Below are 24,886 nucleotides of genomic sequence, written 5' to 3'. Positions count from 1 at the left end.
GTTCCGGTGTCGGGTCCATGTCGCACACGTGGCCCGCATGAAACCCCGTCCCCCGTACAAAGGATTAGGGGGATGAGAGACGTGACCGAGACCGCACCAGTCGAATTGCTGGTCTGCACGACATGCCGCCGTGGGTTGCCCATCGAAGATGACGCTCAGCGACCCGGCACTTTGCTGCACACAGCGCTTGAACAGGCGGGCTTGCCTGACGGCGTGGACCTGAAGCCGGTGGAATGCCTGTCGAATTGTGATCAGGGATGTTCGATCGTTTTGCGTGGTGGCCCGTCCCGATGGACCTTCGTCTATGAAAACCTCGACGAGGCCGACCATGTCGAGACCATCGTCGAAGGCGTCACCAAATATCTGGCCGCTGAAGACGGTCTGGTGAAATGGCGTGAGCGCCCCGAGCATTTCCGCAAAAACTGTGCGGCCCGCATTCCCCCGATTGGAGCCCTGAAATGAGCAATCTTGAAAAACTTCCCGTCACCGTGATCACCGGCTTTCTGGGCTCGGGCAAGACCACGCTGGTCAAGCACCTGATGCAGAACCCGCAGGGCAAGCGTCTGGCTGTGGTCGTCAATGAATTTGGCGATGTTGGCGTCGATGGCGATATCCTGAAATCCTGCGCCATTCCGGATTGCCCGGCGGAAAACATCATGGAACTGGCCAATGGCTGCATCTGCTGCACCGTAGCCGATGACTTCATTCCGACCATCGAGGCACTGATGGCGCTGGAGCCGCGCCCCGATCACATTCTGATTGAAACCTCTGGTCTGGCGCTGCCGAAGCCGCTGCTGAAGGCGTTCGACTGGCCGGATATCCGTTCTAAGATCACCGTTGACGGTGTGATCGCTCTGGCCGATGCCGAGGCCGTCGCCGCCGGGCGCTTCGCTCCGAATGTCGAAGCCGTGGACGCCCAGCGCCTGGCTGACGACTCGATCGACCACGAAACGCCCCTGTCAGAGGTGTTCGAGGATCAGATCTCGTGCGCCGACATCATCCTGCTGACAAAACCCGATCTGGCGGGCGCCGAAGGTGTGGCGAAAGCCAAAGAAGTCATCGCCGCCGAAGCTCCGCGTCCGCTGCCAGTGGTCGAAGTCGCCGAAGGTGCCGTAGACGTGCGCGTCGTGCTGGGGCTGGAAGCGGCCGCCGAGGATGACATGGATGCCCGTCCGTCGCATCACGATGGCCATCACGACCACGAACACGACGATTTCGAAAGCATCATCGTCGAGTTACCTGAACAGACCGACCCGGCCCAACTGGTCGCCAATATCGAACGTCTGGCCAATGAGCTGAACATCCTGCGCGTCAAAGGCTATGCCGCCGTTCAGGGCAAACCCATGCGTCTGCTGGTGCAGGCCGTTGGTGCCCGCGTACGTCACCAGTATGACCGCCCGTGGGAACCCGGTGAAGAGCGCCGTTCGCGTCTGGTGGTCATCGCCGAACACGACGACATCAAAGAGGCCGCGATCCGCGATATCCTCGTGGGCGTGACCGAGGCCGCCGAGTAAGCCATGCACGTCGTCTTCCGCGAAAGCCACGGGCTCGAGGAAACCGAGACCCCGACCGATCTGGGCCAAAGTCCGGCGGATCTGGTGGTGCTGTCCTTTTCGGACAGTGACCTTGGTGCTTTCGCGGCGGGCTGGCATCGCGGTGGCGGGGCCGAAGGGCGAATGCCGACAATGCGGCTGGCCAACCTGACAGCACTGAAACACCCGTTGTCCGTCGACACTTATGTCGAGCAAACGCTCGAGGGCGCCAAGGGCATTCTGATCCGTTTGATCGGCGGCGTGCCTTACTGGTCCTATGGCTTGCAGCAAGTTCTGGCGCTGGCGCAATCCAAGGGGATCGCACTGGCCGTCCTACCTGCCGATGGGCGTGAGGATACGCGGCTGGATGATTACTCCACCCTGCCCGTCTCAACCCTGCGGCGGCTTGCGCATCTGTGTGACACCGGCGGCGAAGTCGCGGCGCAAGCGGCCTTGGCACAAATGGCGCTGGCGGCTGGGCTTTATGCCGGGCCGGTGATGGGCGCAAAGACCTTGCCAAAGTGCGGTGCGTGGTGCCCGGATCGTGGCGTAATCCCGGTCGAAACAGCATTCTCGAGCGACGCGAGGCGTATCCTCGTGACCTTCTACCGGGCTTATCTGACATCTGCAGACACCGCCCCGGTCGCAGCCCTGATCCGCCGATTGCGGGAACGCGGGTTCGAAGCAGTAGGCATGTTCGCCCCCTCGCTAAAAGCACCTGCCGCCGCCGATTGGCTGCGCGGGAACATCGCCGCCATTAAACCGTCGGCCATTATCAACGCCACTTCCTTCTCGGGCAAAGGCGCATCGGGTACATCGCCGCTGGACGCTGCCGATGTTCCGGTGTTTCAGGTTGCTCTCGCAACGTCCCGCCGCAAAGCCTGGGCCGAGGCGGAACGCGGTCTTTCGCCCGCTGATTTGGCTATGCACGTTGTCCTGCCTGAAGTGGACGGGCGAATTTCTGCAGGCATTGCCTCGTTCAAGGAACCGGGCAAGCGTGACCCGCATCTGGAGTATTCACGTTTTGCCCACCGGGCTGAACCGGAACGGATCGAGGCCATCATCGACCGTGTCGTCGGCTGGCTGAACCTGAACGACAAGCCCAAATGGGATCAGGTGCCCGCCTTGGTGCTGTCCACCTATCCCGGCAAGGATTGGCAGATGGCCCATGCGGTGGGCCTCGATGCTTTGGCCTCGGCCGAGGCGATGCTGGCCGACCTGCAAGGCGAAGGGTATGACACCGCTCCTGCCCAGCCGATTTCTGATACGTTGTTGGACGCGCGGATTACGTGGTCGCTTGGCGAATATCTGACTGCGCTAGCAGAATTGCCGGAACAACTGCGCGCAGACCTCGAAATCGTCTGGGGCAAGCCCGAGGATGATCCGGCCTTTGCAGATGGCGCGTTCCACTTCACCGCCCTGCGCCGCGGCAAGGCGTTGGTCGCGTTGCAACCTGAACGCGGCACGCCCGAGTTGCGTGATGACGATTATCATGACCTGTCGCGTACCCCGCGCCACAGCTACGTGGCCTTCTACCTTTGGCTGCGCAAAGGTCTTAGTGCGGATGCGCTGATCCATATCGGCGCGCACGGCACGCTGGAATGGCTGCCCGGCAAGTCGGTCGCGCTGTCCAACGAATGCTGGCCCGAAGCGCTGATCGGCGACCTGCCTGTCATTTACCCCTTCATCGTCAACGACCCTGGCGAGGCCGCGCAGGCCAAGCGCCGGATCGGGGCGGTCACGCTGGGTCATGTCCCACCGCCGATGAGAGAAAGCGGTACCCCGGATCGGATGGTTCGGCTGGAATCGCTGCTGGACGAATTCTCGAACGCTGATGGCTTGGACCCCAAACGTCGCGACCGCCTGCAAGAAGATATCCGGGACGAAGCGCAAGCCATCGGGCTGGAGAGCGACCTTGGCCTCGATCAGGCCACCTGCATCGCCGAGGCGATCACTCGCATCGACCGTTTCGTCTGTGACATCAAAGAAAGCCAGTTCGGCGACGGGTTGCATATCTTTGGACGTGTGCCCGAAGCCACCGCCAATTTTGACACGGCTCCTTCTGCCCATGCCGAACGCCGGGCATTGATCGACGCGCTGGCTGGCAAACGGATCGAGGCAGGCCCGTCCGGGTCCCCCTATCGCGGGCGGTCAGACGTGCTGCCCACCGGGCGCAATCTGTATACCACCGATCCGCGCTCAGTCCCCACCCGTGCAGCCTATACCCAAGGCGTCAAGCTGGCAGAAGAATTGGTGCGGCGACACCTGCAGGAAGAGGGCGATTATCCCAAGGGGCTGATCGTTGATCTCTGGGGTTCAGCCACGATGCGCACGGCGGGCGAAGAGTTTGCCATGGCGCTGCACTTGCTGGGCGTCAAACCCGTTTGGGACAAAGGGGCCGAGCGGGTGTCGGGCATCGAAGTGCTGCCCATCACTGACCTCAGCCGCCCGCGTCTGGACGTGACGTTGCGTGTCTCAGGCTTGTTCCGCGATGTGTTCCCGACCCTTTCGGCGCTTTATGGTCAAGCTGTTCGCGCGTTGTCGGAACGCGATGAAGCGCCAGACTGGAACCCATATGCCGGGCAGGCCCCGGCAGCGCGCGTCTTTGGCCCGGCACCGGGCAGCTATGGCGTGAACATGACCCAGCTGTCCGAAATCTATACGGATGAGGCCCGCGCGCAGGCGGGTAAGGCATGGCTTGAGGCCAGTTCTTTCGCTTTGGAAGGCGAACACATCACACAGGATATGGACGGCATTACCCAACGGGTCACGAATGCCGACAGTTTCGTACACCTGCAGGATCTGACCGAAACCGACCTTTTGTTGGCCAACGACTATGCCACCCATGAGGCCGGATTCGCCGCCGCCAAGAAAGTCACCGGTGGTACGGCGCAGCTATACCATCTGGACAACACCAACCCGGATAACCCGCGCGCCCGAACGCTGCCTGAAGAAATCAGCCGCGTCGTGCACGCCCGCGCTGCCAATCCCGGTTGGATCGCAGGTATGCAAAGGCATGGGTTCCGGGGCGCTGCGGAAATCGCGGCGACGCTGGATCACATGGCCTCTTTCGCGCATCTGTCAGGCACGGTCGCGCCGCATCTGTTCGACCTCTATCACGACGCCACTTTGGGCGACGTTGAGGTCGATACTTTTTTGCAAGAGGCCAACCCACGCGCGTATCAGGCGATGCAGGACCGGTTCCGCGCCTTGCTGGACGCGGGCCTTTGGAACACGCGCCGAAACTCGATCCGGGCGGATCTGGAGGGGTTGGGATGAGCGCCCCGGTCGTTCAGGGATGGTGCCCCGGCGCGCACCGGCCGATGATGTCGGGCGATGGCCTGGTTGTTCGGGTGCGCCCGCGTTTGGCCCGGCTTGGCAGCGCTCAGATGATTGGTCTGTGCGAGTTGGCCGAGCGATTTGGCAATGGTACGATCGACCTGACCAACCGCGCCAATTTACAGCTGCGCGGGGTAAAAGAAGACGATCATCAGGCATTGCTGGCCGAACTGGCCGCACTGAACCTTTTGGATGCTGAGCCCGGTATTGAAGTGCGCCGCAATATCCTGGTGTCGCCCCTGTACAGATCAGGTGATCGAACCGCACGGCTGACCCAGGAACTGATCAACCGCTTGGGTGAATTGCCGCCCCTGCCCGCCAAATTCGGCTTTGCCATCGACACTGGCCCCAAGCGCCTGTTGGCGGCGGATTCGGCCGATATCCGAGTTGAAACAGGCACCGATGGCCTCATCCTGCGCGCCGACGGGGCCAAGACTGGTTGCCGGGTCACAGAATCCAACGCGATTGACCGGGTTATCGCTCTGGCCGAATGGTTTTCCGAGCGGGTCACACCGGAAACACGCCGCATGGTGCGTGTGGTCGCGACGCAGGATTTGCCAGCGGAGTGGCAAGGCAGCGCGCCTGGTGACATCGGCGCACCGCCACAACCCGGCGCCTGCGATCTGGGTACTCTGTATGGCGCGGCGTTCGGACAATTGCCGGCGCGACAACTCTCTGACCTCATTGCAGACAGCGGGGCGTCTGCCTTGCGGGTCACCCCATGGCGGCTGATTCTGCTGGAAGGCGGGGCGGCGATACAAACACCCGACTTTGTCATAGATGGCAACGACCCGCTGATGACAACCGACGCCTGCCCCGGCGCACCATTCTGCCCGCAAGCACAAGTGGAAACCCGTAGGGTTGCGCGCGAATTGGCGGCGCGGGTTGCAGGCAGCCTACACGTATCCGGTTGCGCCAAAGGCTGCGCCCGAATGGGGACGGCAAATGTCACACTGGTCGGCAATGACGGACGATTTGATCTTGTCAAAAACGGTCGCGCGGGGGATGAGCCGTCCCAACGCGGGCTGACACCTGAAACACTTATGACTATGGACCTCTCCTGATGCCCTATGAATACGAAACCGATGGCGCAGCGATCTATAAGCAAAGCTTTGCCACGATCCGGTCTGAGGCCGGTCTGGCGCGCTTTGACGCTGATGAAGAGCAGGTTGCGGTTCGCATGATCCACGCCGCCGGAATGGTCGGTCTGGAAGAATTCGTACATTTTTCGCCCGGTTTCGTGCCAGCCGCAAGGACCGCGTTAGAGAATGGCGCACCTATACTGTGCGATGCGCGAATGGTCAGCGAGGGTGTGACCCGCTTCCGCCTGCCGGCCGATAATGAGGTGATCTGCACTCTGCATGACGAACGCGTGCGCCCACTGGCGGCTGAGATGAGCAACACCCGATCCGCTGCTGCTCTGGAGCTGTGGCGTCCGCATCTGGAAGGCGCTCTGGTCGCGATCGGTAATGCGCCGACCGCTCTGTTCCACCTACTGAATATGCTGGAAGACCCCGATTGCCCACGCCCGGCCGCCATCATCGGGTGCCCGGTGGGCTTTGTCGGTGCCGTCGAATCCAAGGACGCATTGTGGGAGGCGCAGCCCGTGCCCTCTTGCATCATCAAGGGCCGTCTGGGCGGAAGCGCCATCACCGTCGCCGCAATCAACGCCATTGCGAGCCGCGCCGAATGAGTGGCGGCAAGATATACGGCGTGGGCCTTGGCCCCGGTGATCCGGACCTGATGAGCGTGAGGGCCGACCGCCTGCTGCGCAATGCGCGCCACGTGGCGTTCTTTCGCAAGCCCGGTCGCAGCGGTCAGGCGCGCAAGATCGTCAATGGTATGATCCCGGACAGCGCTGTTGAGTTTCCCATGGAATACCCTGTCACGACGGAAATTCCACTGGATGATCCGCGCTATAACGAATTGCTCTCTGCCTTTTACAAGGACTGCGCCGCGCACTTGAAAACCCTATCGGATCAGGGTGAGGATGTGGTGGTTCTGTGCGAGGGAGATCCGTTTTTCTACGGGTCTTTCATGCATCTTTACAGCCGCTTGCGCGATCAGGCCGATGTTGAGGTCGTGCCAGCCATCACTGGCATGTCCGGCGCATGGACAGCAACGGGTAACCCGATCACCTGGGGCGATGATGTGCTTACAGTACTGGTCGGCACCCTGCCGGAAGAAGATCTGGCAATTCGCATGGCGCAGACTGACGCCCTGGTTGTCATGAAAATCGGACGCAATATCGACAAGGTGAAGCGCGCGCTGAAAACAGCCGGTTTGTATGACCGCGCATGGATTGTCGAGTTTGCGCAGATGCCGAACCAAGTGGTGACGAAACTGTCCGAGGCATGCGAAAAGGTGACGCCCTATTTCTCGATCATCATCGTGCATGGTCAGGGACGGCGGCCATGAGCGGTTGGGTCAAGATTGCGGGCCTGGGGCCTGGTAACGAAGATCTTATAACCCCCGAGGTTTCAGCTGCGTTGATGGATGCCACGGACGTGGTCGGCTATATCCCCTATGTCGCATGCGTGGCGGAACGCCCCGGGTTGACGCTGCATGCTAGCGACAACCGGGTCGAGATCGACCGATCCCAACACGCGTTGCAGATGGCGGCTGAGGGCAAGCGCGTGGTCGTTGTGTCCTCGGGTGATCCCGGGGTCTTCGCGATGGCCGCCGCAGTATTTGAGGCGCTGGAAAATGGCCCCGCTAAGTGGCGCAAAATTCCCATCGAAGTGCTGCCGGGGATCACCGCGATGCTAGCGGCATCCGCGCGAGCCGGGGCACCACTGGGACATGATTTTTGCGCCATCAACCTCAGCGACAATCTGAAACCCTGGTCGCTGGTTGAAAAACGTCTTCGACTTGCGGCGCAGGCGGATTTCGCGATGGCGTTTTATAACCCACGCTCGAAATCCCGCCCGGAAGGCTTTGTGAAAACACTGGAAATCCTACGCGAAGAATGTGAGCCCGAACGCTTGATCCTGTTCGCGCGCGCCGTATCCCGCGTTGATGAGGCGATCCGGATTTCGACACTGGCCGAGGCGACACCTGACATGGCCGACATGCAAACCGTCGTCATTGTCGGGTCATCCCTGACGCGCGTCATCAACCGTGACAGCGCGCCGATCGTCTATACCCCGAGGTTCACCCCGGAATGAGCCAACCAGTCCAGAACCTGCGTCACGTTCGACAATTCGGTCCTTTGCGGAAGGGGCGGCCTGTCGATCATCAACACCGGTACGCCCATCGCGCGCGCGGCATCCAGCTTGGCGCGTGCACCGGTACCGCCAGAGTTCTTGGACACAACCAGGTCAATGCCATGCTGCAGCATCAACGCCCGGTCCCCTGCTTCGGTGAAAGGTCCGCGCGACACGATCGCCTCGCAATCGGGCAGCGGCAGTGCATCCGGTTCATCCACCAGCCTCAGCAAGAAGTGATGTTGGGACTGAGCCGCGAAATCTTCAAGATGCAGGCGGCCAACGGCCAGAAAAACACGCCGCTTAGGACCTCTCAAAGCGGCAACTGCCGCTTCAATGTCAGAAACGTGCTGCCAACGATCTCCGTCTTGCGCGCGCCATGCCGGACGGGTCAAAGCGGCCATGGGCACCCCGGCCTCGCGACACGCGGAAATGGCGTTGGTACTCATTTGCGCGGCAAAGGGATGGGTGGCATCGACTACATGAGTGATCGCGTGGTCCGTCAGGTAACGGGCCAGGCCTTCAGCACCTCCGAACCCTCCAACACGCACCGGCAGGGGCTGCGGTCTTGGATTGTCCACACGTCCGGCATAGGAATAGATCGCCGGGATGCCCTGATCGGCCAAGATTTTGGCCAGTGCATTTGCCTCGGTCGTGCCACCAAGGATCAGGAGGTTGGTCATGCATGAAGCTCCGTGGCTAAGCGTTTTGGGCTTGGGCGAAGATGGACTGGATGGCCTGTCACCCGCAAGTCGTCAAGTACTGGAGCGTGCCGAAATCATCATGGGCCCGCCGCGCCATTTGTCACTGATCCCCGACACAGGCGCGCAACAGGTGGAATGGCCCGTGCCTTTTTCCGACGGCCTGCCGATCCTGACCGGGTTTCGCGGACGCCCAACAGTTGTTCTGGCCTCGGGCGATCCGTTCTGGTTCGGCGCGGGCTCGGTAATCGCGCGCAACTTCGACGCCGGAGAATGGACAGCCCATCCGGGTCAGTCCACGTTCTCGCTCGCTGCGGCACGTCTGGGCTGGCCGTTAGAAAGTACGCAGACATTTGGTCTGCACGCCGCCCCGCTGACCCGTCTGCGCCCGCATCTTTCGCCTGGATTGCGCGCCATTCTGTTGCTGCGCAACGGCGCTGCGGTGGCCGAGCTTGCGACATATCTGAACGAAACAGGGTTTGCCGATACGCAGCTGCACGTGATGGAGGCCCTTGGCGGCCCGCGCGAACGGTCGCGCAGTGTATCGCTGACCGAAGCCCTGCTGGGTGGATTCGACCATCCAGTCTGCGTTGGGCTTGAAGTTGCGGGTGAAGGACAGGCGCTGCCCAAGGCCTCGGGTAAGCCGGATGATATCTTCGAAAATGATGGCCAGATCACCAAACGCCCCGTGCGGGCGCTGACTCTGTCGGCGCTGGCCCCCAAGCGCGGCGAGCATCTGTGGGATATCGGCGGCGGCACCGGCTCGATCAGCATCGAGTGGCTGATGTGCGACCCGACCCTGACCGCAACCACGATCGAACCCCGCGAGGATCGCGCGGATCGCATTCGCCGAAATGCCGACGCGCTGGGCCAAGACCGGCTGCAAGTTGTGCATGGCACAGCGCCAACCGCACTGGACGGCCTTGGGTTTCCGGATGTGGTATTCATCGGCGGCGGCCTGAGTACCGAATTGCTGAATTGGCTGCACGCCGCCCTGCCCGCCCGGACTAGGTTGGTCGCCAATGCTGTGACGCTGGAAAGCGAAGCCTTACTGGCGCAATGGCACGAAAAACTGGGCGGGGAGCTTTTGCGCATCGAACTGGCGCAGGCTTCGGCACTGGGACCTCGGCGCGGCTGGAAATCCGCATATCCGGTGGTGCAGTGGAGCGTGATCTTATGATCGTCGCAGGGTTAGGGTTTTCATCGACTGCGACCGTGGACAGCCTGCGCGCCGCATTTGAGCGGGCCAGCGTTGGGCAAAACGTCGACGCGCTGGCCACTGTTGCCGACAAGGAAGGTCACGCCGCGCTGTCGGAGTTTGCCGCAGAGACCGCCCTGCCCCTGCATTTCATAGCTGCTGCCGATCTGGCGGGACAGCGCACTCTCACCTGCTCGAACCGCAGCCGTGCCACCTATGGCACCGGCAGCGTAGCCGAAGCATCCGCCCTTGCCGCCGCCGGAACAGGCGCGCGGCTGACCTCACCCAGACAGATTTCGGACGACCGGCTTGCAACCTGCGCCGTCGCCATCGGAGGACAAACATGACCGTTCATTTCATCGGTGCCGGACCCGGCGCTGCCGACCTTCTGACCCTGCGGGGGCGTGATATCATCGCGTCGTGCCCGGTGTGCCTATACGCGGGATCGCTGGTGCCCGAGGAAATTCTGGCCCACTGCCCCGAGGGCGCAAAGATCATCAACACCGCGCCAATGGATCTGGATCAGATCATGGCCGAGATTGAGGCGGCGCATAAGGCTGGCCATGACATTGCACGTCTGCATTCCGGCGACCTGTCGGTTTGGTCGGCAATGGGTGAACAGATCCGGCGATTGAAAGAGATGGGTATTCCGGTCAGCGTGACCCCCGGTGTACCGTCCTTCGCCGCAGCGGCTGCTTCGCTGGGAACGGAACTGACCTTGCCCGGTTTGGCGCAGTCAGTGGTTCTGACCCGGACGCCCGGGCGCGCGTCCTCAATGCCTGAAGGCGAAACGCTTAAAAACTTTGCCCGGACCGGCGCGACGCTGGCCATTCACCTGTCGATCGGAAATCTGGACAACGTGATCGCGGACCTTACCCCGGCCTATGGAGCAGACTGCCCCGTTGCAGTGGTGTATCGCGCCAGCTGGCCAGATGAACGGATCATTCGCGCCACATTGGCGACCCTGAAAGACGCGCTGGACGAAAGTATTTCCCGGACCGCTCTAATCATGGTCGGTCCTGCCCTTGCGGGCGAAGGGTTTGACGAAAGCTGTCTCTATTCAAAAGACTACGACCGCCGGTATCGCCCGCAAAGCGCGGACAGCCCGTGGTCAAGCTGGAGCCCCGAGAATGAATGACGGGATGACCAACCCTCCGGGATTACTGATTTCTGCGCCGTCTTCCGGGACGGGCAAAACCACCGTTATGCTGGGTCTTCTGCGTGCGCTTGCCGAGGATGGCCTGACGGTGCAACCTTTCAAGAGCGGACCGGACTATATCGATCCAGCCTTTCACCGTGCCGCAGCCGGACGCGCCTCATTCAATCTGGACAGCTGGGCGATGGCCGATCCGCTGCTGAACGCGATTTCTGCCCAGGCCGAGGGCGCGGATATCGTTGTGGCCGAAGGTTCGATGGGCCTGTTCGACGGCGTTGCCAAGCCCGGAGAGCTTGGTCACGGGTCCAGCGCCGAAACCGCGCAGCGTATGGGCTGGCCCGTGGTTTTGGTGCTGGATGTGGGCGGTCAGGCGCAATCGGCAGCGGCAACCGCATTGGGGTTTCGGATGTACAATCCCGACCTGCCCTTCGCCGGCGTGATCCTGAACCGCTGCGCCAGCCCACGCCATGAACGCCTGACCCGATTGGGGATGGAGCGAGCAGGATTGCCGGTTCTGGGCGTGTTGCCCCGGCGCGGAGACCTGACCCTGCCCGAGCGGCATCTTGGCCTGATCCAAGCGGTCGAGCACCCAGATCTGGAAAGCGCGATTGCCGGGTATGCCGCGTTCCTTCGCGAACACGTGGACCTCGAAGCGATCAAGGCTGCGGCTTCCTCAGGCCCGAATGGGCCATCGTCAGCCGCGCTGCCGCGCCCCCCGGCGCAGCGGATCGCGCTGGCACGGGATGCAGCATTTTCGTTCACCTATCCGCATTTGCTGGAAGGTTGGCATGCAGCCGGGGCGGAAGTCCTACCGTTTTCACCGCTGGCCGACGAAGCGCCCGCTTCGGATGCCGATCTGGTCTGGCTGCCTGGCGGTTATCCTGAACTGCATGCGGGCACTCTGGCCGCTGCCGACACATTCCTGAACGGTCTACGCAAACATGCCGAGACGAAGCCCGTTCATGGTGAGTGCGGCGGGTATATGGCCTTGGGCGACGCGCTGGTCGACAAGGAAGGGGTCCGGCACCAGATGGCGGGACTACTTGGGCTTGTGACGTCCTATGAGAAGCGCAAGTTCAATCTTGGGTATCGCAAGGCGCAGTTGTTGGCCTCTATGCCGGGTTTTGCTGCCGATGCGACATTGCGAGGCCATGAGTTCCACTATTCCTCGATCCTGGAACAACCCGACGCGCCTTTGGCCCGGGTGTTCGATGCCGAAGGGGTTGAGGGGCCGCAAACCGGGTCGGTTCGTGGCAACGTGACCGGAACATTCTTTCATCTGATCGCAGAGGCGCAGGCATGAGCGGTTTCGTTTCGTTCATTGGCTCCGGTCCCGGGGATCCGGAACTGCTGACGCTTAAGGCCGTTGACCGGATGCAAAAGGCGGATGCGGTGCTGTTTGACGACCTCAGCAGTGGCCCGATTCTCGGCCATGCGCATCAGGACGCAGATCTTGTCGGGGTTGGCAAACGCGCCGGGCGACCATCACCAAAACAGGACCACGTCAGCCGCCTGTTGGTGGATTACGCAAAAACTGGCGCGCGCGTGGTGCGACTGAAATCCGGCGATGGCGGTCTGTTTGGACGTCTGGAAGAAGAACTGGTGGCGCTGCGCGAGGCCGGGATCGAATATGAGATTATCCCCGGCATCCCCTCGGCGGTTGCCGCAGCAGCAGCGGCCGGCATTCCCCTGACGCGGCGGCTCACGGCGCGCCGCGTACAATTCGTCACCGGCCACGATGTCAGTGGCAAGCTGCCCGATGATCTGAATCTGACCGCCCTTGCCGACCCAGATGCCACCACCGTTGTATTCATGGGAAAGCGCACATTTCCTTTGCTGGTCAAAGCACTGAATGAACATGGCTTGCCGCTGGAAACACCGGCGCTGATGGCTGAATCCGTCTCAACCCCGGATCAGGTGCTACACCGATCCACGGTTGGTGAGTTGGCGGACAAGTTGGGCGCTGAGATCGGCACGGCCCCTGCCCTGATACTCTATGGCCCTCTGGCAGCGACCGACAATGTTTGACTTAACTCTGATCGGTATTGGCACCGGCAATCCGGACCACCTGACGTTTCAAGGCGCTAGTGCCATTCGGGCCGCAGACCTGATCCTGATCCCGCGCAAGGGCGAGAACAAAGCCGATCTGGCCGGTTTGCGGGAAGAGATTATCGCGCAGGTGACCGACACCGCGCCACAGATCGCATATTTTGATATTCCCAAACGACGCGCCGATGATGGCTATCTGCGCGGTGTTGATGAATGGCACGACGCCATCGCTCTGCGGTGGCAAGAGGCGATCGCGGCGCATCGTGATGCTAAACGGGTTGCTCTTTTGATCTGGGGCGATCCGTCGCTTTATGACAGTTCGCTGCGCATCGCCTCACGACTGAAGCCCCAACCGGAAACACGTGTGATCCCCGGCATCACTGCGTTGCAGGCACTGACCGCGGCGCATGCGATACCGATCAACGATCTGGGCGCGCCGTATGTCGTGACCACAGGTCGGCGCATTCGGGATGAAGGCTGGCCGCTAAACGCCTCAAAAGTGGCTGTTATGCTGGACGGCGAGTGTTCGTTTCAAAACCTTGAGATGGCCAACTACGAAATCTGGTGGGGCGCTTATGTGGGGATGAAGGAAGAAATCCTGATCCACGGTCCTTTGGCTGATTTGGCGTCGCAGATTATCGAAACACGGGCAAAAGCGCGGGCAGATCATGGCTGGATCATGGACATTTATCTGCTGAAAAGGCGCCTGGACTGATCCGAAAGCATCCACTGCGGCTGCTACCCACGGGATTGTGACTGCGCGAAATACGAGTTTCTGGCATCAACTTCGCACCCGTACCCAAGAGGACAGCGCAATGAAGGCTATTTCGACCGTACTGTGTTTGCTGGCCTTTCCCGCGCTGGCGCAAGAAGCTCTACCAGGCTGGGCCGTTCATTCGACCGCCAAAAGCTATCAAGCGTTGGTCGCGGATACGAAGGCCGCGGTCAAAGATAACGGTCTGATTGTTGTAACGCAGGCCGGGCCCACCAAGGCGGCAGCGGCTCGTGGCATCATCATTCCCGGAAACTTAGTGATCGGTGCCTTTAACAACGACTATGCAGTTCGGGTTCTGGAAACCTCGGTCAACGCAATGATCGAAGCGCCCATCCGGTTCTACGTGACCGAAAATGCGGACGGCACGGCGACTTTGTCCTACAAAACCCCAAGCCACGTCTTTGCCCCCTATGCCCAGCAAGGCGGTGAGCCACTGCAAGAAATTGCGGCAGAACTGGATGAAAAGTTTCAGGCAGTGGCGGAATCCGCAGTCAATTAGTCACACTGCCGTGAACCTGCTTGCGTCCGGACGCGTCCTCCGCAATCTGCAATGACGTATTATTTCGGAGCATAACTAATGCAGGACCTTTCGCCCCGCGCCGCGGACCTTTTGGCCCAAAGACTTTACGAGGCCGGATGCCGCCATGCCTTTGGTATGCCCGGTGGCGAGGTTCTGACGTTGGTGGATGCGCTGGAACAGGCGGGGATCACCTTTCACCTGACCAAGCACGAAAACGCCGCCGGTTTCATGGCCGAAGCCGTGCATCACCGCGACGGTGCACCTGCCATTCTGGTGGCGACGCTTGGCCCCGGCGCGATGAACGGGATCAACGTGGTCGCCAACGCCTTGCAAGACCGGGTGCCGATGATCGTGCTGACCGGTTGCGTCGATGCGAATGAAGCGCTGACTTATACCCATCAGGTTATGGATCACGCACAGGTCTATCGCTCGATCACCAAAGGAACCTTTAAACTGACGGCACAGGGCGCGGATATCGTGGCAGACAAGGCCGTATCGCTGGCCAACCAGTCGCGCCCCGGGCCGGTGCATATCGACGTTCCGATCTCGGTTGCGGATATGCGTGTGTCCGGCGTCAAGAAGCGGCGACTTGTCAGGGCTGCAGCCGTCGCGCCAGAGGGCAATTGCCTTGAAAAAGCGCGCCGTTGGGTGGCTGACGCGGAACGTCCCATTGCGATTGTGGGGCTGGACGTGCTGTATGACGGGTCGCGCAATATCGTGCAGGCGTTTCTGGAACATTTTGGCATCCCCTTTGTCACGACTTACAAAGCCAAGGGAGTTGTGGCTGAAGATCACCCCCTGTGCCTTGGCGGGGCCGGATTGTCACCGCTGGCCGACAAACACCTTTTGCCGCTGGTCGAACAAGCCGATCTAGTCTTGTGCCTTGGCTACGACCCAATTGAGATGCGCCCCGGCTGGCGCGAGGTCTGGGACCCCGAAGAAAAGCGCGTTATCGACATCTCGGCTGTGATCAATGACCACTATATGCATCAGGCCAGCCTGAATATGGTCGCCGATACGGGTGCTACGTTGGAGGCCATGGCAAAGGGCAACCCTGCCCGCGATACGTGGCCGGGCGGTGAACCCGCACAGGTCAAAGCCGCGCTGGCTCAGGCGTTCCCGACCGACGAGGAATGGGGTCCCGCCGCCGTCATCGCCGAAACCCGTGCAACCCTGCCTGCCGAAACACTGGCTACGGCCGACAGCGGCGCGCATCGTATCTTGCTGAGTCAGATGTGGGATTGTTCCGAGGAACGCGGACTGATCCAGTCCTCGGCGCTGTGTACCATGGGCTGCGCCGTGCCAATGGCGATTGGTCTGAAACTGGCCGAACCAAACCGCCCGGTTATCAGTTTTTCGGGCGACGCCGGGTTCCTGATGGTCGCCGGAGAGCTGTCGACCGCCGCCGAAATGGGCGGAAACCCGATCTTTCTGGTCTTTGTCGATGCAAGCCTCGCGTTGATCGAGCTGAAACAACGTCAGCGCCAGATGGGCAACAGAGGTGTCGATTTCGACCGCCATGACTTTGCCGCCATGGGCCGGGCGTTTGGCGGCAACGGTCACACCGTTCGAAACCGCGAGGAACTGCGCACTGCCCTGAATGAGGCGTTGAAGGCCAACTCTTTCACCGTGATTGCCGCCGAAATTGATCGTGGAGGCTATGATGGCCGGATCTGAAGGACCGCTGAAGGGCGTCAAAGTCCTGGACCTCAGTCGCATTTTGGCCGGACCGACCTGCACGCAGTTGCTGGGCGATCTGGGGGCCAGCGTAATCAAGATCGAAAACCCCGCGACCGGCGGTGATGACACCCGCCAATGGGGCCCTCCTTACGTCGAAGACGCGCAAGGCAACCGGTCCGATCTAAGCGCTTATTTCATGTCGGCCAACCGCAACAAGAAATCCGTGGCTATCGACATCACCACGACCGAGGGGCAATCTGAAATCAAACGGTTGGCCTCGCATGCGGACATTCTGATCGAGAACTTCAAACCCGGCGGATTGGCGAAATACGGTCTGGACTACGCCACGTTGTCGCAAGACTTTCCCAGCCTAGTCTATTGCTCGATATCGGGTTACGGCCAGACCGGGCCAAATGCGTCCAAGCCGGGCTATGACCTGATGGCGCAGGGGTACGGTGGGATCATGTCGCTGACAGGCGAACCCGATGGCGCGCCGATGAAGGTGGGCGTGGGCATCGCCGATGTTATGTGCGGAATGTACGCAAGTGTCGGCATTCTGGCCGCCCTGCGCCACCGCGATCAGACCGGCGAAGGCCAGCAGATTGATCTGGCGCTGGTGGATGCGCAGATTGCGTGGCTGATCAACGAAGGGGTGAACTACCTGACCTCGGGAAACGTGCCCCAAAGGCGCGGCAACGGACACCCAAATATCGTGCCCTATGACGTCTATGAAACCGCCGATGGCCACGTCATTCTGGCCGTTGGCAATGACAGTCAGTTCCGACGCTTCTGTGAATTCATCGATCACGCCAATCTGGCTGATGACCCCCGTTTCGCCACCAACCCAGCCCGGCTGGAAAATCGTGACGCGCTAAACGCAGTGCTGCGTCCGGCGGTCAAGACCCACGCGTCTGAGACCATGATTGCTCAGCTCGAGGCCCGCAAGGTTCCGGTTGGCCCGGCACAGACTTTGGATCAGGTTTTTGCGACCGATCAGGTCGAAGCCCGCCAGATGCAGATCGCGATGCAGGCCGAACCGGGCGACGTTCAACTGATCGGGAATCCGCTGAAACTGTCGCGCACACCTGTAACATATCGGGCTGCCCCGCCCGTCTTTGGGGCCGATACGCAGGCCGTTTTACGCGCTAAAAACCCCTTTGACGATTGAAACACTGTGCCCGTTTCGGCGGCATGTTGCTGAAACATGCCCTTGAATCGGCGGTTTTTTTCAATTTTTGTCCACACGGCATTTCACCAATTCGAGAGCAGGGCCGATACTGATACGACCCGCCCACAGTCTCTGATACATCAAGTGCTGTAGATATTCTCGATTGGATCGGAACATGAACATGAAGCAAGACGTTTTCGGACAGATGAACACCCTCAGCCACCCGGCAAGTGCCGAGGCGTGGGATGGTGTTCTGCTTGGGTTCATGGCCCATGCCGCCGTTACGCCACAGCATCTTGGCAAGGTTCTTGAGCTTGAGCCCGATTTTGCCCTGGGTCACGCGATCAAAGGCTTGTTCATGGTCCTGCTGGGCCGCCGCGAGATGATGCCGGTCGCCGTCGAAGCAATGGCAGCCGCCAACAGCGCCATGGAACGTCAGCCGGTCTCGGCCCGTGAACGGCTCTATGTCGAAGCGCTGGGTCTGTATCTGGCCGACCTGCCCACGCAAGCCATCCAAAAGTTCGAAGAGATTCTGCGGGATCACCCACAAGACTCGCTGGCCATGAAACTCAGCCACGCGACAAGATTCGTACTTGGCGACTCGGAAGGGATGCGCCGGTCGATCGAGCGCGTTCTTCCCGCTTATGAACCCGATCATGCCGGCCGCGGTTACCTGCTGGGTTGTCATTCCTTTGCATTGGAAGAGACCGGTGCCTACGAAAAGGCCGAAATCGCCGGACGGCAGGCTCTGTGGATGGTCTCGGACGATGCCTGGGGTCTGCACGCCGTTGCACACGTGCATGAGATGACAGGCAACGCGCAGCTGGGCCTTGATTGGCTCGCGGGTCGCGAAGAGGCTTGGACCCACTGCAACAACTTTCGCTATCACGTCTGGTGGCACAAGGCGCTGATGCATCTGGATCTGGGTCAGGTCGATCAGGTGATGGAGCTGTATGACAACTACATCCGTCAGGACAAAACCGACGACTACCGCGATATCTCGAACGCCACGTCCCTGCTATCACGACTTGAGCTTGAGGGCGTCAATGTGGGCAACCGCTGGGAAGAACTGGCGGATCTCAGTGCGGCACGGACCGAAGACGGTTGCCTGATTTTTGCCGATCTTCACTATCTTCTGGCCCTGACCGGCGACAATCGCCCAGAGGCGACCAGCAAAATGTTGCAGCGTATTCAAAAAGATGCGCAGCGCAATCAGGGGGACACCCCGATCCGCATGTCCGATCCGGGCATTGCAGCCGCCAAGGGGCTTGAGGCCTTTGGCGAAGGCCTTTACGGCGACGCTTTCGACTTTTTATCAAACGCCCGAGCAGGTATGCAACTGGCAGGTGGAAGCCACGCCCAACGTGATGTATTCGAGCGCATCACAATTGATTCCGGCCTGCGCGCCGGCCGCCTGGATGCTGTCGAGCGCATCCTGGATGACCGTCGCGCCAAAAGAGCCGGGGGCGAAGACAATTACGCTCTTGCGCGCCGCACATTGATCGATGCGGCACGCGACAACGGAGACGCACAAAGCGTCCCGGCTGAATAACAAAAACTAAGACCAAGAAGGACAGAATACGTATGGCGACAGTTTCGCCCGCTTCTGATTTTGCGCCAGTGGCTGCCTCTGCGGCGGCCCCTGCCCGCACGCGCGACCCGCGCCTGGATTTCTATCGCGGTATCGCGATGTTCATCATCCTGATCGCCCATATCCCAAACGATCCATGGGCCAAGTGGATTCCCGCGCGGTTTGGATTCTCGGACGCGACCGAGATTTTCGTGTTCTGTTCGGGCATGGCTTCGGCGATTGCCTTTGGCGGAGCATTCCTGCGCAAGGGGTGGTGGATGGGCACCGCCCGCGTCTCGTTCCGCATTTGGCAGGTCTACTGGGCACATATCTGTCTGTTCTTCTTTGTCGCCATGTCAATGGCCGCGCTGGATCAATCGGGGCTGTTTGAAAAGACCTACGTTTCGTCTTTGAACCTGCAGCACTTCTTCAACGATCCGGCGCCTCAGATCGTGGGTTTGTTCACGCTGACCTATGTTCCGAACTATTTCGACATCCTGCCGATGTATCTGGTGGTTCTGGCAATGATGCCCATGTTTATGGGCCTCTACCGGTTCGGTTTCTGGGCCGTCGCTGCGACATCCGTCGCGATCTGGCTGGTCGCACAGACCGACATTCTGGACCTCCCAGCCGAACCGTGGTCTGAGCGGCAGTGGTTCTTCAACCCCTTTGGCTGGCAACTGCTGTTCTTTACTGGTTTTGCCTTCATGCGCGGCTGGATACCTGCCCCCCCGGTATCGAAAACCTTGATCTGGGCGGCAGCACTGTTCCTGATCTTCTCGATGCCCTTTGGTTCGTGGAAGGTATTCACATGGATCAACGCAGCTGCCCCCGATCTGGCTGACGAAATCCGCAAGGTCTGGCCCGTGACGAAAGAGTTCCGCGACAAAACCGATTTTGGCCTGTTCCGCTATCTGCATTTCCTGTCACTCGCGTATCTGGGCTGGGTTGTCGCCGGGGAACATGGGCATCGCCTGATTGCAACCGGTCAAGGTACCGCGGCCAAAGTCTGGCAATTCCTGCTGACCGTCATCACCAAAGTTGGTCAGCAATCATTGGCAGTGTTCGTATTTTCGATGGCTGCAGCACGACTTATCGGCGTTGGGCTGGACCTTAGTGGGCGAGATGTCGCCAGTGTTTTTGTCGCCAACATGATTGGCTTTGCGATGATCATCGGCGTGGCATACATGGCCGCTTGGTTTAAGTCACAACCTTGGAAGTCTAAGAAATGAATTTTACACGTCGTGCATTTCTGATCTCAACGTCGGCGCTTGCATTTGCGCCCGCGACCTTCGCCACCGGCGGCGAGGTCCCATTTGACCGCAATGTCGTCATTGAGATGGCCCGCGATCTGGCCAGCCGACCTTATGCGGAACGCGAGATGGTGCCGCAGGAATGGCAGGATCTGACATATCAGCAATACCGCTCGATCCGGTTTCGGCTGGACCGCGCGCTTTGGTATGAAACGGAAACGCCTTTCAACGTCGATTTCTTCACACCAGGCCTGTACTTCCCGCGCACTGTTAAAGTTGAAACCGTTGAAAATGGAATGGCCACTCCGGTCGCGTTTGATCTGGAGATGTTCGACAAATCCGAGGACGTCCCGGAACTGCCAATCGACGACACGCTGGGCTTTTCCGGCCTGCGTCTGCGCACCGAAATGCACCGTCCCGGCAAAACCGATGAGTTCTGCGTCTGGCAAGGCGCCAGCTATTTCCGCGCCATCGGCCTGCATGAGGTTTACGGCCTTTCTGCCCGTGGTCTGGCACTCAAAACCGGCGACCCGGATGGAGAGGAATTCCCTGAATTCATCCGCTTCTGGCTGGAGCGCCCGAAACCCGGCCAACGCGACATGGTTGTTCACGCACTGATGGACAGCCCAAGTGTCACCGGTGCATATCGGTTCAATGTCACCGCAGGCGAAAACTGCGTGATGGATATCGAAGCCACGCTATTTCCACGCGAGGACCTGAGCCATGTAGGCATCGCTCCCGGCACGTCTATGTTCCTGTTTGACCAAACCAACCACAGTCGTTTCGACGACTTCCGGCCTGCAGTACACGACAGCGACGGTTTACTGATCCGCAACGGTGCCGGAGAGGTCCTGTGGCGGCCATTGGCGAACCCGACCCGTTTGCAGATTTCGTCGTTTGTCGACACGAACCCGCGCGGCTTTGGCCTTATGCAGCGGAAGCGTGAGTTCTCGGATTACGCGGATCTTGAGGCGAATTATCACAAACGCCCCAGCCTGTGGGTCGAACCCGGTGCGGATTGGGGCAAAGGTGCCGTCACGCTGGTTGAAATTCCGGCGGATCAGGAAATCTACGATAACATCGTCGCCTACTGGCGCCCTGCCGAACCCTATACGGCTGGCAGCCAGGTCGATCTGTCCTATCGCCTGATCTGGGGGGATGAGCCCCAGCGCACACCGATGGCGCGCGTGATCAACACGGCCATGGGCGACAACACGTTTGGTGAAGGGCGTCTGGCCGTCATCGATTTTGAAGAAAGCGAGCTGTTCGACGACCCGGAGGCGATGACCATTTTCGTGGACTCGCCACACGCCGAAACGTCCGAAGGCGTGCTGCAGCGCAACCCAGAAACAGGGGGGTTGCGGCTTGCGTTTTCGTTCGAGCCCGGCGACCGCGACCGCGACCATGTTGAATTGCGCGCGCAGTTGCTGAAAGACAAACAGCCAGCCTCTGAGGTCTGGCTTTACCGTTGGACCTCATGACCAGAGATCTTCATATCATGCCGCCCGAGACGCCTCTGGCCATGCCCGCGCAGGACTTTAGCGCGGGTTTCCGGGATGCACGGGTTCCTGACGCAAAACGCCCTTCGGCCGGGTTCTGGCGTGCGCTGGCGTTTTCGCCTGCAATGGCGGCAACGGTGGGCCTGTTTTGGGTCATGACGGATTGGTTCGACGCTGAAGGCATCAACCTGATCGAGGCTATCCTTCTGGCGCTGATCTCTTTCAACTTCTTCTGGATCTCCTTCACGGTCTGCACTGTGTTGCTGGGCATGGTTTCCCTGTCCCGGCAGGCGCGCCCCGTACGTCAGGGTCGCGCCCAACCGCTGCGCGTCGCCCTGTTGACGCCGGTCTATAACGAGGTGCCTTGGAACGTGCTGGGCAATGCCCGGACCATGCTTGAAGACTTGCAGGCGCGCGGTGGGCAGCATCACTATGCTATGTTCATCCTCTCGGACACGCGCGACCCGGAGATCGCCGCACAAGAACAAGCCAGTGTCGAAGCGCTGCGTACCACCCTTGCCCCCGGGCTGGAGCTGTACTACCGCCGCCGCGAACAAAACACGGACCGCAAAGTTGGCAACATCGCCGATTGGGTCAGCCGCTGGGGTGCGGATTGGGACGCGATGTTGGTACTGGACGCCGACAGTTTGATGACTGGCCGTGCCATTTCTCGCTTGACGGATGCACTGGCGCGGGACCCGGGCGCCGGTTTGATCCAGAGCTATCCTCAGCTGATCGGGGCACAATCGGTCTTTGCGCGAATGCAGCAGTTCGCCAATGGCGTCTATGGAATTGCTTTTGCCGAAGGACTTGCGCGCTGGTGCGGTCAGGAAGGCAATTATTGGGGCCATAACGCCATTATCCGCACCCAAGCATTCGCCAATTGCGCGGGTTTGCCGAAACTGCGGGCGCTGAATGGTCAGGAAAAACTGATCATGAGCCATGACTTCGTCGAGGCCGGTCTGTTGCGTCGGGCCGGTTGGGGCGTGCGATTCCTGCCCCGCATTCGCGGGTCTTATGAAGAAACACCGCCGACACTGATTGATCACGCCCTGCGCGACCGGCGCTGGTGTCAGGGCAATTTGCAGCACCTAAAGCTGTTGGGCTCAGCCGGATTTCAGTCGGTTTCACGGTTCCACATGTTCCACGGCGCAGTCGGATATCTGATGTCGCCGCTTTGGTTTGCGCTGCTGGTGATGTGGGCGCTGATCGGTCAGGGTGAGGATGCCTCGGTCCTGCACTATTTCAGCCCAGACAATCCACTGTTCCCGCAATGGCCCGAGATGACGGAAACCCGCCATGTGCTGATCATTCTGGTCATGTACGCGATGCTGCTTGCGCCAAAGGTGCTGGGTGTTCTGGCCCTGCCGCTCAGCGGTGTGCGCTATGCCGAATTCGGTGGCGGGCGCAAATTCCTGACCTCATTCCTGGCCGAGGTTGTTCTGTCGATCCTCTACGCCCCCATTCTGATGGTGCAACAGATGATCGCCGTCATTCGTACCACCTTTGGTATCCAAAAGGGCTGGTCCCCTCAGGCGCGGGATGGCGGCAGCTATGGTCTGCGCACGCTGATCTTTTGCCACACGGTCGAAACGATCAGCGGCGCGGCCCTTAGCGTGGGCATCCTGTCCGGTCTTGTATCAATCTGGTTGGCTCCGATCGCGATCAGCCTTGCCTTCGCAATCCCCTTGTCCGCACTCAGCGGCGTGTCAGCCGGTGCAGCGCGCCGTATGGTTGGCATGAAAGAGGACTTTAACGAGCCCGCAATCACACGCTCGGCCCGTCGTTACAGGGATGAACTGAAGAATGTGATCGAGGGTAAAGGCGTGATGACCCCTGCCGAGTGATCAGCCACCCGGCAGGCCTTCGTACCAGTCAATCATCATGTCAGCCCAGCCTTTGGGCACCGAATGACCACCGGGGAACAGCGCGAATTCCAGCGCGCTGCCCTCGTCACACCCGCTCCAGTATCGGCGCATGAAAGAACCAGTGGTCGAGAACCCGCTGGGCTTCGTATCAACGCAGCCATTTGCGATGCGCCAAATCTCGAGCCCGGCAAAGATATCGCCCTGATGAAACCGGCCACCGCCCAGCAAGCGCCCTTCCAGCGGCACCACATTGTCCGTCCAGCCATGGGTGTGGAACATCCGAACCGGGCCATCGCAAGATTCAGGATCAGGGCGCCAGAAACCACCTGAAACGGGCACATAGGCCGAGAACGTATCGGGCGCGGCGCAGGCAAGGTAGTAGACCATGAACGCCCCTGCCGAGAACCCGCCCAGAACGACCCGGTCCGTATCCACGCCAAACCGATCCGCGGCATCCTCAACCGCCTCGGTCAAAAAGACGGTTTCATCGCGTCCTTCCCAACCCGGAAAGAAGTTCCAGCTTTGTCGCCCGTTGCGCTCCGACCCTTCTGGCGCCATTACAGCGTAGCCGCGCGCTAGCAGCGGTTCCACCATGCCACGGTTTTTCAAAGTACCGGTGGCGGTGCCACCATAGCCGTGCAGAAACACCACCAGTGGCGGGTTCTCATCCTCGGGCAATTCGATATGGTACCCGCCTGAGGCGGTTTCGCACATACCCTCCAGATCGGCACAGGCGGCCAGCCCCGACTGCCCGACCAGCGCCAAACCCGTTGCCAGTGTTAATTCCCGGATCATACTGCACTCCTGTCGTAGTCGCGAACCGGCAATCCGGCGCGTACCCATCCCGGCCCAGCGGCCGACCCCAACATGCCTTCGGGCACATCAATAATATTCGTAAATCCTGCCTCGGTCAGCCGGTTGCTCAACCGCGCCGAACGCACGCCCCGCGCACAGATCAACGCAATTGCCGCGCCCTTGTCACCTTTGACGAGCTGCGTCAGAGCGGGAATGAAATCATCACGGCGCATGTCCAAAGATTGGGCGCCCTCTCCGATCCCCGTGGACTGCCACTCTTTCGGGGTGCGAATGTCCAGCAACAATACGTCTCCGGCCACGGCCTGCGTATGTGCATCCTGCACGCTAAGTTGCCGTCCCGCATAGTCAGGCGGAATAAGCCGGTATTCGCGTATCGCAAATCCCCCCGCCGCTGCGGCACAGCCTCCGATCAATATCCACCTGCGGGATCGGTTTATGTTTCGGGCCACGTCGCACCCTCCTGACCTGACACCAGGTTTCTATCACAGCGCAGAATTGGAATCCGCGCCGAATTTATTCTGGCAGTTCAAGTTCACGTCATTTTTGCAGGCAAAAG

General features: G+C 60.4%; 23 protein-coding genes. 20 read left to right on the top strand and 3 right to left on the bottom strand.

Going from position 1 to position 24,886, the window contains the following annotated elements:
- The first annotated feature begins 72 nt into the window (after nucleotides 1-72).
- The 7 genes from AC2FJF_RS15150 to cobJ are packed head-to-tail and all read left to right on the top strand — an operon-like array spanning nucleotide 73 to nucleotide 8,038.
- Nucleotides 73-462, top strand: coding sequence for a DUF1636 family protein (locus AC2FJF_RS15150; RefSeq protein WP_496726134.1), 390 nt, complete (start codon nucleotides 73-75; stop codon nucleotides 460-462).
- Nucleotides 459-1,514 carry a cobalamin biosynthesis protein CobW gene (cobW, locus tag AC2FJF_RS15145; RefSeq protein ID WP_496726133.1) on the top strand — a complete coding sequence of 352 codons (1,056 nt, stop codon included), beginning with the start codon at nucleotides 459-461 and terminating at the stop codon, nucleotides 1,512-1,514. Before AC2FJF_RS15150 ends, cobW begins: the two co-directional genes overlap by 4 nt.
- Before the next feature lie 3 nt (nucleotides 1,515-1,517).
- Nucleotides 1,518-4,811 (top strand): cobaltochelatase subunit CobN, encoded by a 3,294-nt coding sequence (cobN, locus tag AC2FJF_RS15140; RefSeq protein WP_496726132.1) that lies wholly within the window; start codon nucleotides 1,518-1,520, stop codon nucleotides 4,809-4,811.
- Nucleotides 4,808-5,935, top strand: coding sequence for a precorrin-3B synthase (cobG, locus tag AC2FJF_RS15135; protein WP_496726131.1), 1,128 nt, complete (start codon nucleotides 4,808-4,810; stop codon nucleotides 5,933-5,935). The genes cobN and cobG overlap by 4 nt, the downstream gene beginning before the upstream one ends.
- Nucleotides 5,935-6,564 carry a precorrin-8X methylmutase gene (locus AC2FJF_RS15130; protein ID WP_496726130.1) on the top strand — a complete coding sequence of 210 codons (630 nt, stop codon included), beginning with the start codon at nucleotides 5,935-5,937 and terminating at the stop codon, nucleotides 6,562-6,564. The genes cobG and AC2FJF_RS15130 overlap by 1 nt, the downstream gene beginning before the upstream one ends.
- Nucleotides 6,561-7,289 carry a precorrin-2 C(20)-methyltransferase gene (locus tag AC2FJF_RS15125; protein WP_496726129.1) on the top strand — a complete coding sequence of 243 codons (729 nt, stop codon included), beginning with the start codon at nucleotides 6,561-6,563 and terminating at the stop codon, nucleotides 7,287-7,289. The genes AC2FJF_RS15130 and AC2FJF_RS15125 overlap by 4 nt, the downstream gene beginning before the upstream one ends.
- Nucleotides 7,286-8,038: a precorrin-3B C(17)-methyltransferase gene (cobJ, locus tag AC2FJF_RS15120; protein ID WP_496726128.1), complete on the top strand. Its 753-nt coding sequence runs from the start codon at nucleotides 7,286-7,288 to the stop codon at nucleotides 8,036-8,038. The genes AC2FJF_RS15125 and cobJ overlap by 4 nt, the downstream gene beginning before the upstream one ends.
- Here the strand turns inward: cobJ and AC2FJF_RS15115 are convergent.
- Nucleotides 8,011-8,760 carry a cobalt-precorrin-6A reductase gene (locus AC2FJF_RS15115; protein ID WP_496726127.1) on the bottom strand — a complete coding sequence of 250 codons (750 nt, stop codon included), beginning with the start codon at nucleotides 8,758-8,760 and terminating at the stop codon, nucleotides 8,011-8,013. The genes cobJ and AC2FJF_RS15115 overlap by 28 nt on opposite strands.
- Between AC2FJF_RS15115 and cbiE the strand changes: the two genes are divergently transcribed.
- The 13 genes from cbiE to mdoH all read left to right on the top strand — a co-directional run bounded on the left by cbiE (nucleotide 8,759) and on the right by mdoH (nucleotide 23,493).
- Nucleotides 8,759-9,958, top strand: a complete 1,200-nt coding sequence (gene cbiE / locus AC2FJF_RS15110; RefSeq protein ID WP_496726126.1) for a precorrin-6y C5,15-methyltransferase (decarboxylating) subunit CbiE — start codon at nucleotides 8,759-8,761, stop codon at nucleotides 9,956-9,958. The genes AC2FJF_RS15115 and cbiE overlap by 2 nt on opposite strands.
- A complete protein-coding gene (locus AC2FJF_RS15105; RefSeq protein ID WP_496726155.1) occupies nucleotides 9,955-10,323 on the top strand; it encodes a cobalamin biosynthesis protein in 369 nt (122 codons plus the stop codon). The genes cbiE and AC2FJF_RS15105 overlap by 4 nt, the downstream gene beginning before the upstream one ends.
- Nucleotides 10,320-11,114 (top strand): precorrin-4 C(11)-methyltransferase, encoded by a 795-nt coding sequence (gene cobM / locus AC2FJF_RS15100; RefSeq protein ID WP_496726125.1) that lies wholly within the window; start codon nucleotides 10,320-10,322, stop codon nucleotides 11,112-11,114. Before AC2FJF_RS15105 ends, cobM begins: the two co-directional genes overlap by 4 nt.
- A complete protein-coding gene (locus AC2FJF_RS15095) occupies nucleotides 11,107-12,435 on the top strand; it encodes a cobyrinic acid a,c-diamide synthase CobB (protein WP_496726124.1) in 1,329 nt (442 codons plus the stop codon). Before cobM ends, AC2FJF_RS15095 begins: the two co-directional genes overlap by 8 nt.
- Entirely contained in the window at nucleotides 12,432-13,160 is a 729-nt protein-coding gene (gene cobA / locus AC2FJF_RS15090) for a uroporphyrinogen-III C-methyltransferase (RefSeq protein ID WP_496726123.1), read from the top strand. The genes AC2FJF_RS15095 and cobA overlap by 4 nt, the downstream gene beginning before the upstream one ends.
- Nucleotides 13,153-13,896, top strand: coding sequence for a precorrin-6A synthase (deacetylating) (gene cobF / locus AC2FJF_RS15085; protein WP_496726122.1), 744 nt, complete (start codon nucleotides 13,153-13,155; stop codon nucleotides 13,894-13,896). The genes cobA and cobF overlap by 8 nt, the downstream gene beginning before the upstream one ends.
- Nucleotides 13,897-13,996: 100 nt before the next feature.
- The gene (locus tag AC2FJF_RS15080; protein ID WP_496726121.1) at nucleotides 13,997-14,455 is read left to right on the top strand and encodes a DUF302 domain-containing protein; all 459 of its coding nucleotides are present in this window, start codon (nucleotides 13,997-13,999) and stop codon (nucleotides 14,453-14,455) included.
- A gap of 78 nt (nucleotides 14,456-14,533) precedes the next feature.
- On the top strand, nucleotides 14,534-16,153 hold the full coding sequence (locus AC2FJF_RS15075; RefSeq protein WP_496726120.1) for a thiamine pyrophosphate-binding protein: 1,620 nt from the start codon (nucleotides 14,534-14,536) through the stop codon (nucleotides 16,151-16,153).
- A complete protein-coding gene (locus tag AC2FJF_RS15070) occupies nucleotides 16,140-17,324 on the top strand; it encodes a CaiB/BaiF CoA transferase family protein (protein ID WP_496726119.1) in 1,185 nt (394 codons plus the stop codon). The genes AC2FJF_RS15075 and AC2FJF_RS15070 overlap by 14 nt, the downstream gene beginning before the upstream one ends.
- 181 nt (nucleotides 17,325-17,505) lie before the next feature.
- Entirely contained in the window at nucleotides 17,506-18,876 is a 1,371-nt protein-coding gene (locus AC2FJF_RS15065) for a tetratricopeptide repeat protein (RefSeq protein WP_496726118.1), read from the top strand.
- A gap of 32 nt (nucleotides 18,877-18,908) precedes the next feature.
- Nucleotides 18,909-20,126 (top strand): OpgC family protein, encoded by a 1,218-nt coding sequence (locus AC2FJF_RS15060; protein WP_496726117.1) that lies wholly within the window; start codon nucleotides 18,909-18,911, stop codon nucleotides 20,124-20,126.
- Entirely contained in the window at nucleotides 20,123-21,628 is a 1,506-nt protein-coding gene (locus AC2FJF_RS15055; RefSeq protein WP_496726116.1) for an OpgD/OpgG family glucan biosynthesis protein, read from the top strand. Before AC2FJF_RS15060 ends, AC2FJF_RS15055 begins: the two co-directional genes overlap by 4 nt.
- A complete protein-coding gene (gene mdoH / locus AC2FJF_RS15050; protein WP_496726115.1) occupies nucleotides 21,625-23,493 on the top strand; it encodes a glucans biosynthesis glucosyltransferase MdoH in 1,869 nt (622 codons plus the stop codon). The genes AC2FJF_RS15055 and mdoH overlap by 4 nt, the downstream gene beginning before the upstream one ends.
- On the opposite strand, the gene AC2FJF_RS15045 is transcribed toward mdoH, so the two are convergent.
- On the bottom strand, nucleotides 23,494-24,309 hold the full coding sequence (locus AC2FJF_RS15045; RefSeq protein WP_496726114.1) for a CE1 family esterase: 816 nt from the start codon (nucleotides 24,307-24,309) through the stop codon (nucleotides 23,494-23,496).
- Nucleotides 24,306-24,779: a rhodanese-like domain-containing protein gene (locus tag AC2FJF_RS15040; RefSeq protein ID WP_496726113.1), complete on the bottom strand. Its 474-nt coding sequence runs from the start codon at nucleotides 24,777-24,779 to the stop codon at nucleotides 24,306-24,308. The genes AC2FJF_RS15045 and AC2FJF_RS15040 overlap by 4 nt, the downstream gene beginning before the upstream one ends.
- Between the last annotated feature and the right edge of the window lie 107 nt (nucleotides 24,780-24,886).

The sequence above is a fragment of the Ruegeria sp. CDSB013 genome (assembly GCF_059611165.1).
The sequence above is the reverse complement of the archived record's forward strand: the minus strand, read 5'-3'. Positions and strand labels throughout refer to the sequence as shown.

Bases quoted from the DNA above. Each gene is read 5' to 3' on its own strand.
- cobF (WP_496726122.1), top strand. From the start codon at position 13,153: ATGTTTGACTTAACTCTGATCGGTATTGGCACCGGCAATCCGGACCAC.
- cbiE (WP_496726126.1), top strand. From the start codon at position 8,759: ATGCATGAAGCTCCGTGGCTAAGCGTTTTGGGCTTGGGCGAAGATGGA.
- AC2FJF_RS15095 (WP_496726124.1), top strand. From the start codon at position 11,107: ATGAATGACGGGATGACCAACCCTCCGGGATTACTGATTTCTGCGCCG.
- cobM (WP_496726125.1), top strand. From the start codon at position 10,320: ATGACCGTTCATTTCATCGGTGCCGGACCCGGCGCTGCCGACCTTCTG.
- AC2FJF_RS15125 (WP_496726129.1), top strand. From the start codon at position 6,561: ATGAGTGGCGGCAAGATATACGGCGTGGGCCTTGGCCCCGGTGATCCG.
- AC2FJF_RS15065 (WP_496726118.1), top strand. From the start codon at position 17,506: ATGAAGCAAGACGTTTTCGGACAGATGAACACCCTCAGCCACCCGGCA.
- AC2FJF_RS15080 (WP_496726121.1), top strand. From the start codon at position 13,997: ATGAAGGCTATTTCGACCGTACTGTGTTTGCTGGCCTTTCCCGCGCTG.
- AC2FJF_RS15075 (WP_496726120.1), top strand. From the start codon at position 14,534: ATGCAGGACCTTTCGCCCCGCGCCGCGGACCTTTTGGCCCAAAGACTT.
- AC2FJF_RS15150 (WP_496726134.1), top strand. From the start codon at position 73: ATGAGAGACGTGACCGAGACCGCACCAGTCGAATTGCTGGTCTGCACG.
- cobA (WP_496726123.1), top strand. From the start codon at position 12,432: ATGAGCGGTTTCGTTTCGTTCATTGGCTCCGGTCCCGGGGATCCGGAA.
- cobN (WP_496726132.1), top strand. From the start codon at position 1,518: ATGCACGTCGTCTTCCGCGAAAGCCACGGGCTCGAGGAAACCGAGACC.
- AC2FJF_RS15045 (WP_496726114.1), bottom strand. From the start codon at position 24,309: ATGATCCGGGAATTAACACTGGCAACGGGTTTGGCGCTGGTCGGGCAG.
- mdoH (WP_496726115.1), top strand. From the start codon at position 21,625: ATGACCAGAGATCTTCATATCATGCCGCCCGAGACGCCTCTGGCCATG.
- AC2FJF_RS15130 (WP_496726130.1), top strand. From the start codon at position 5,935: ATGCCCTATGAATACGAAACCGATGGCGCAGCGATCTATAAGCAAAGC.
- cobJ (WP_496726128.1), top strand. From the start codon at position 7,286: ATGAGCGGTTGGGTCAAGATTGCGGGCCTGGGGCCTGGTAACGAAGAT.
- cobW (WP_496726133.1), top strand. From the start codon at position 459: ATGAGCAATCTTGAAAAACTTCCCGTCACCGTGATCACCGGCTTTCTG.
- cobG (WP_496726131.1), top strand. From the start codon at position 4,808: ATGAGCGCCCCGGTCGTTCAGGGATGGTGCCCCGGCGCGCACCGGCCG.
- AC2FJF_RS15060 (WP_496726117.1), top strand. From the start codon at position 18,909: ATGGCGACAGTTTCGCCCGCTTCTGATTTTGCGCCAGTGGCTGCCTCT.
- AC2FJF_RS15115 (WP_496726127.1), bottom strand. From the start codon at position 8,760: ATGACCAACCTCCTGATCCTTGGTGGCACGACCGAGGCAAATGCACTG.
- AC2FJF_RS15070 (WP_496726119.1), top strand. From the start codon at position 16,140: ATGGCCGGATCTGAAGGACCGCTGAAGGGCGTCAAAGTCCTGGACCTC.
- AC2FJF_RS15105 (WP_496726155.1), top strand. From the start codon at position 9,955: ATGATCGTCGCAGGGTTAGGGTTTTCATCGACTGCGACCGTGGACAGC.
- AC2FJF_RS15055 (WP_496726116.1), top strand. From the start codon at position 20,123: ATGAATTTTACACGTCGTGCATTTCTGATCTCAACGTCGGCGCTTGCA.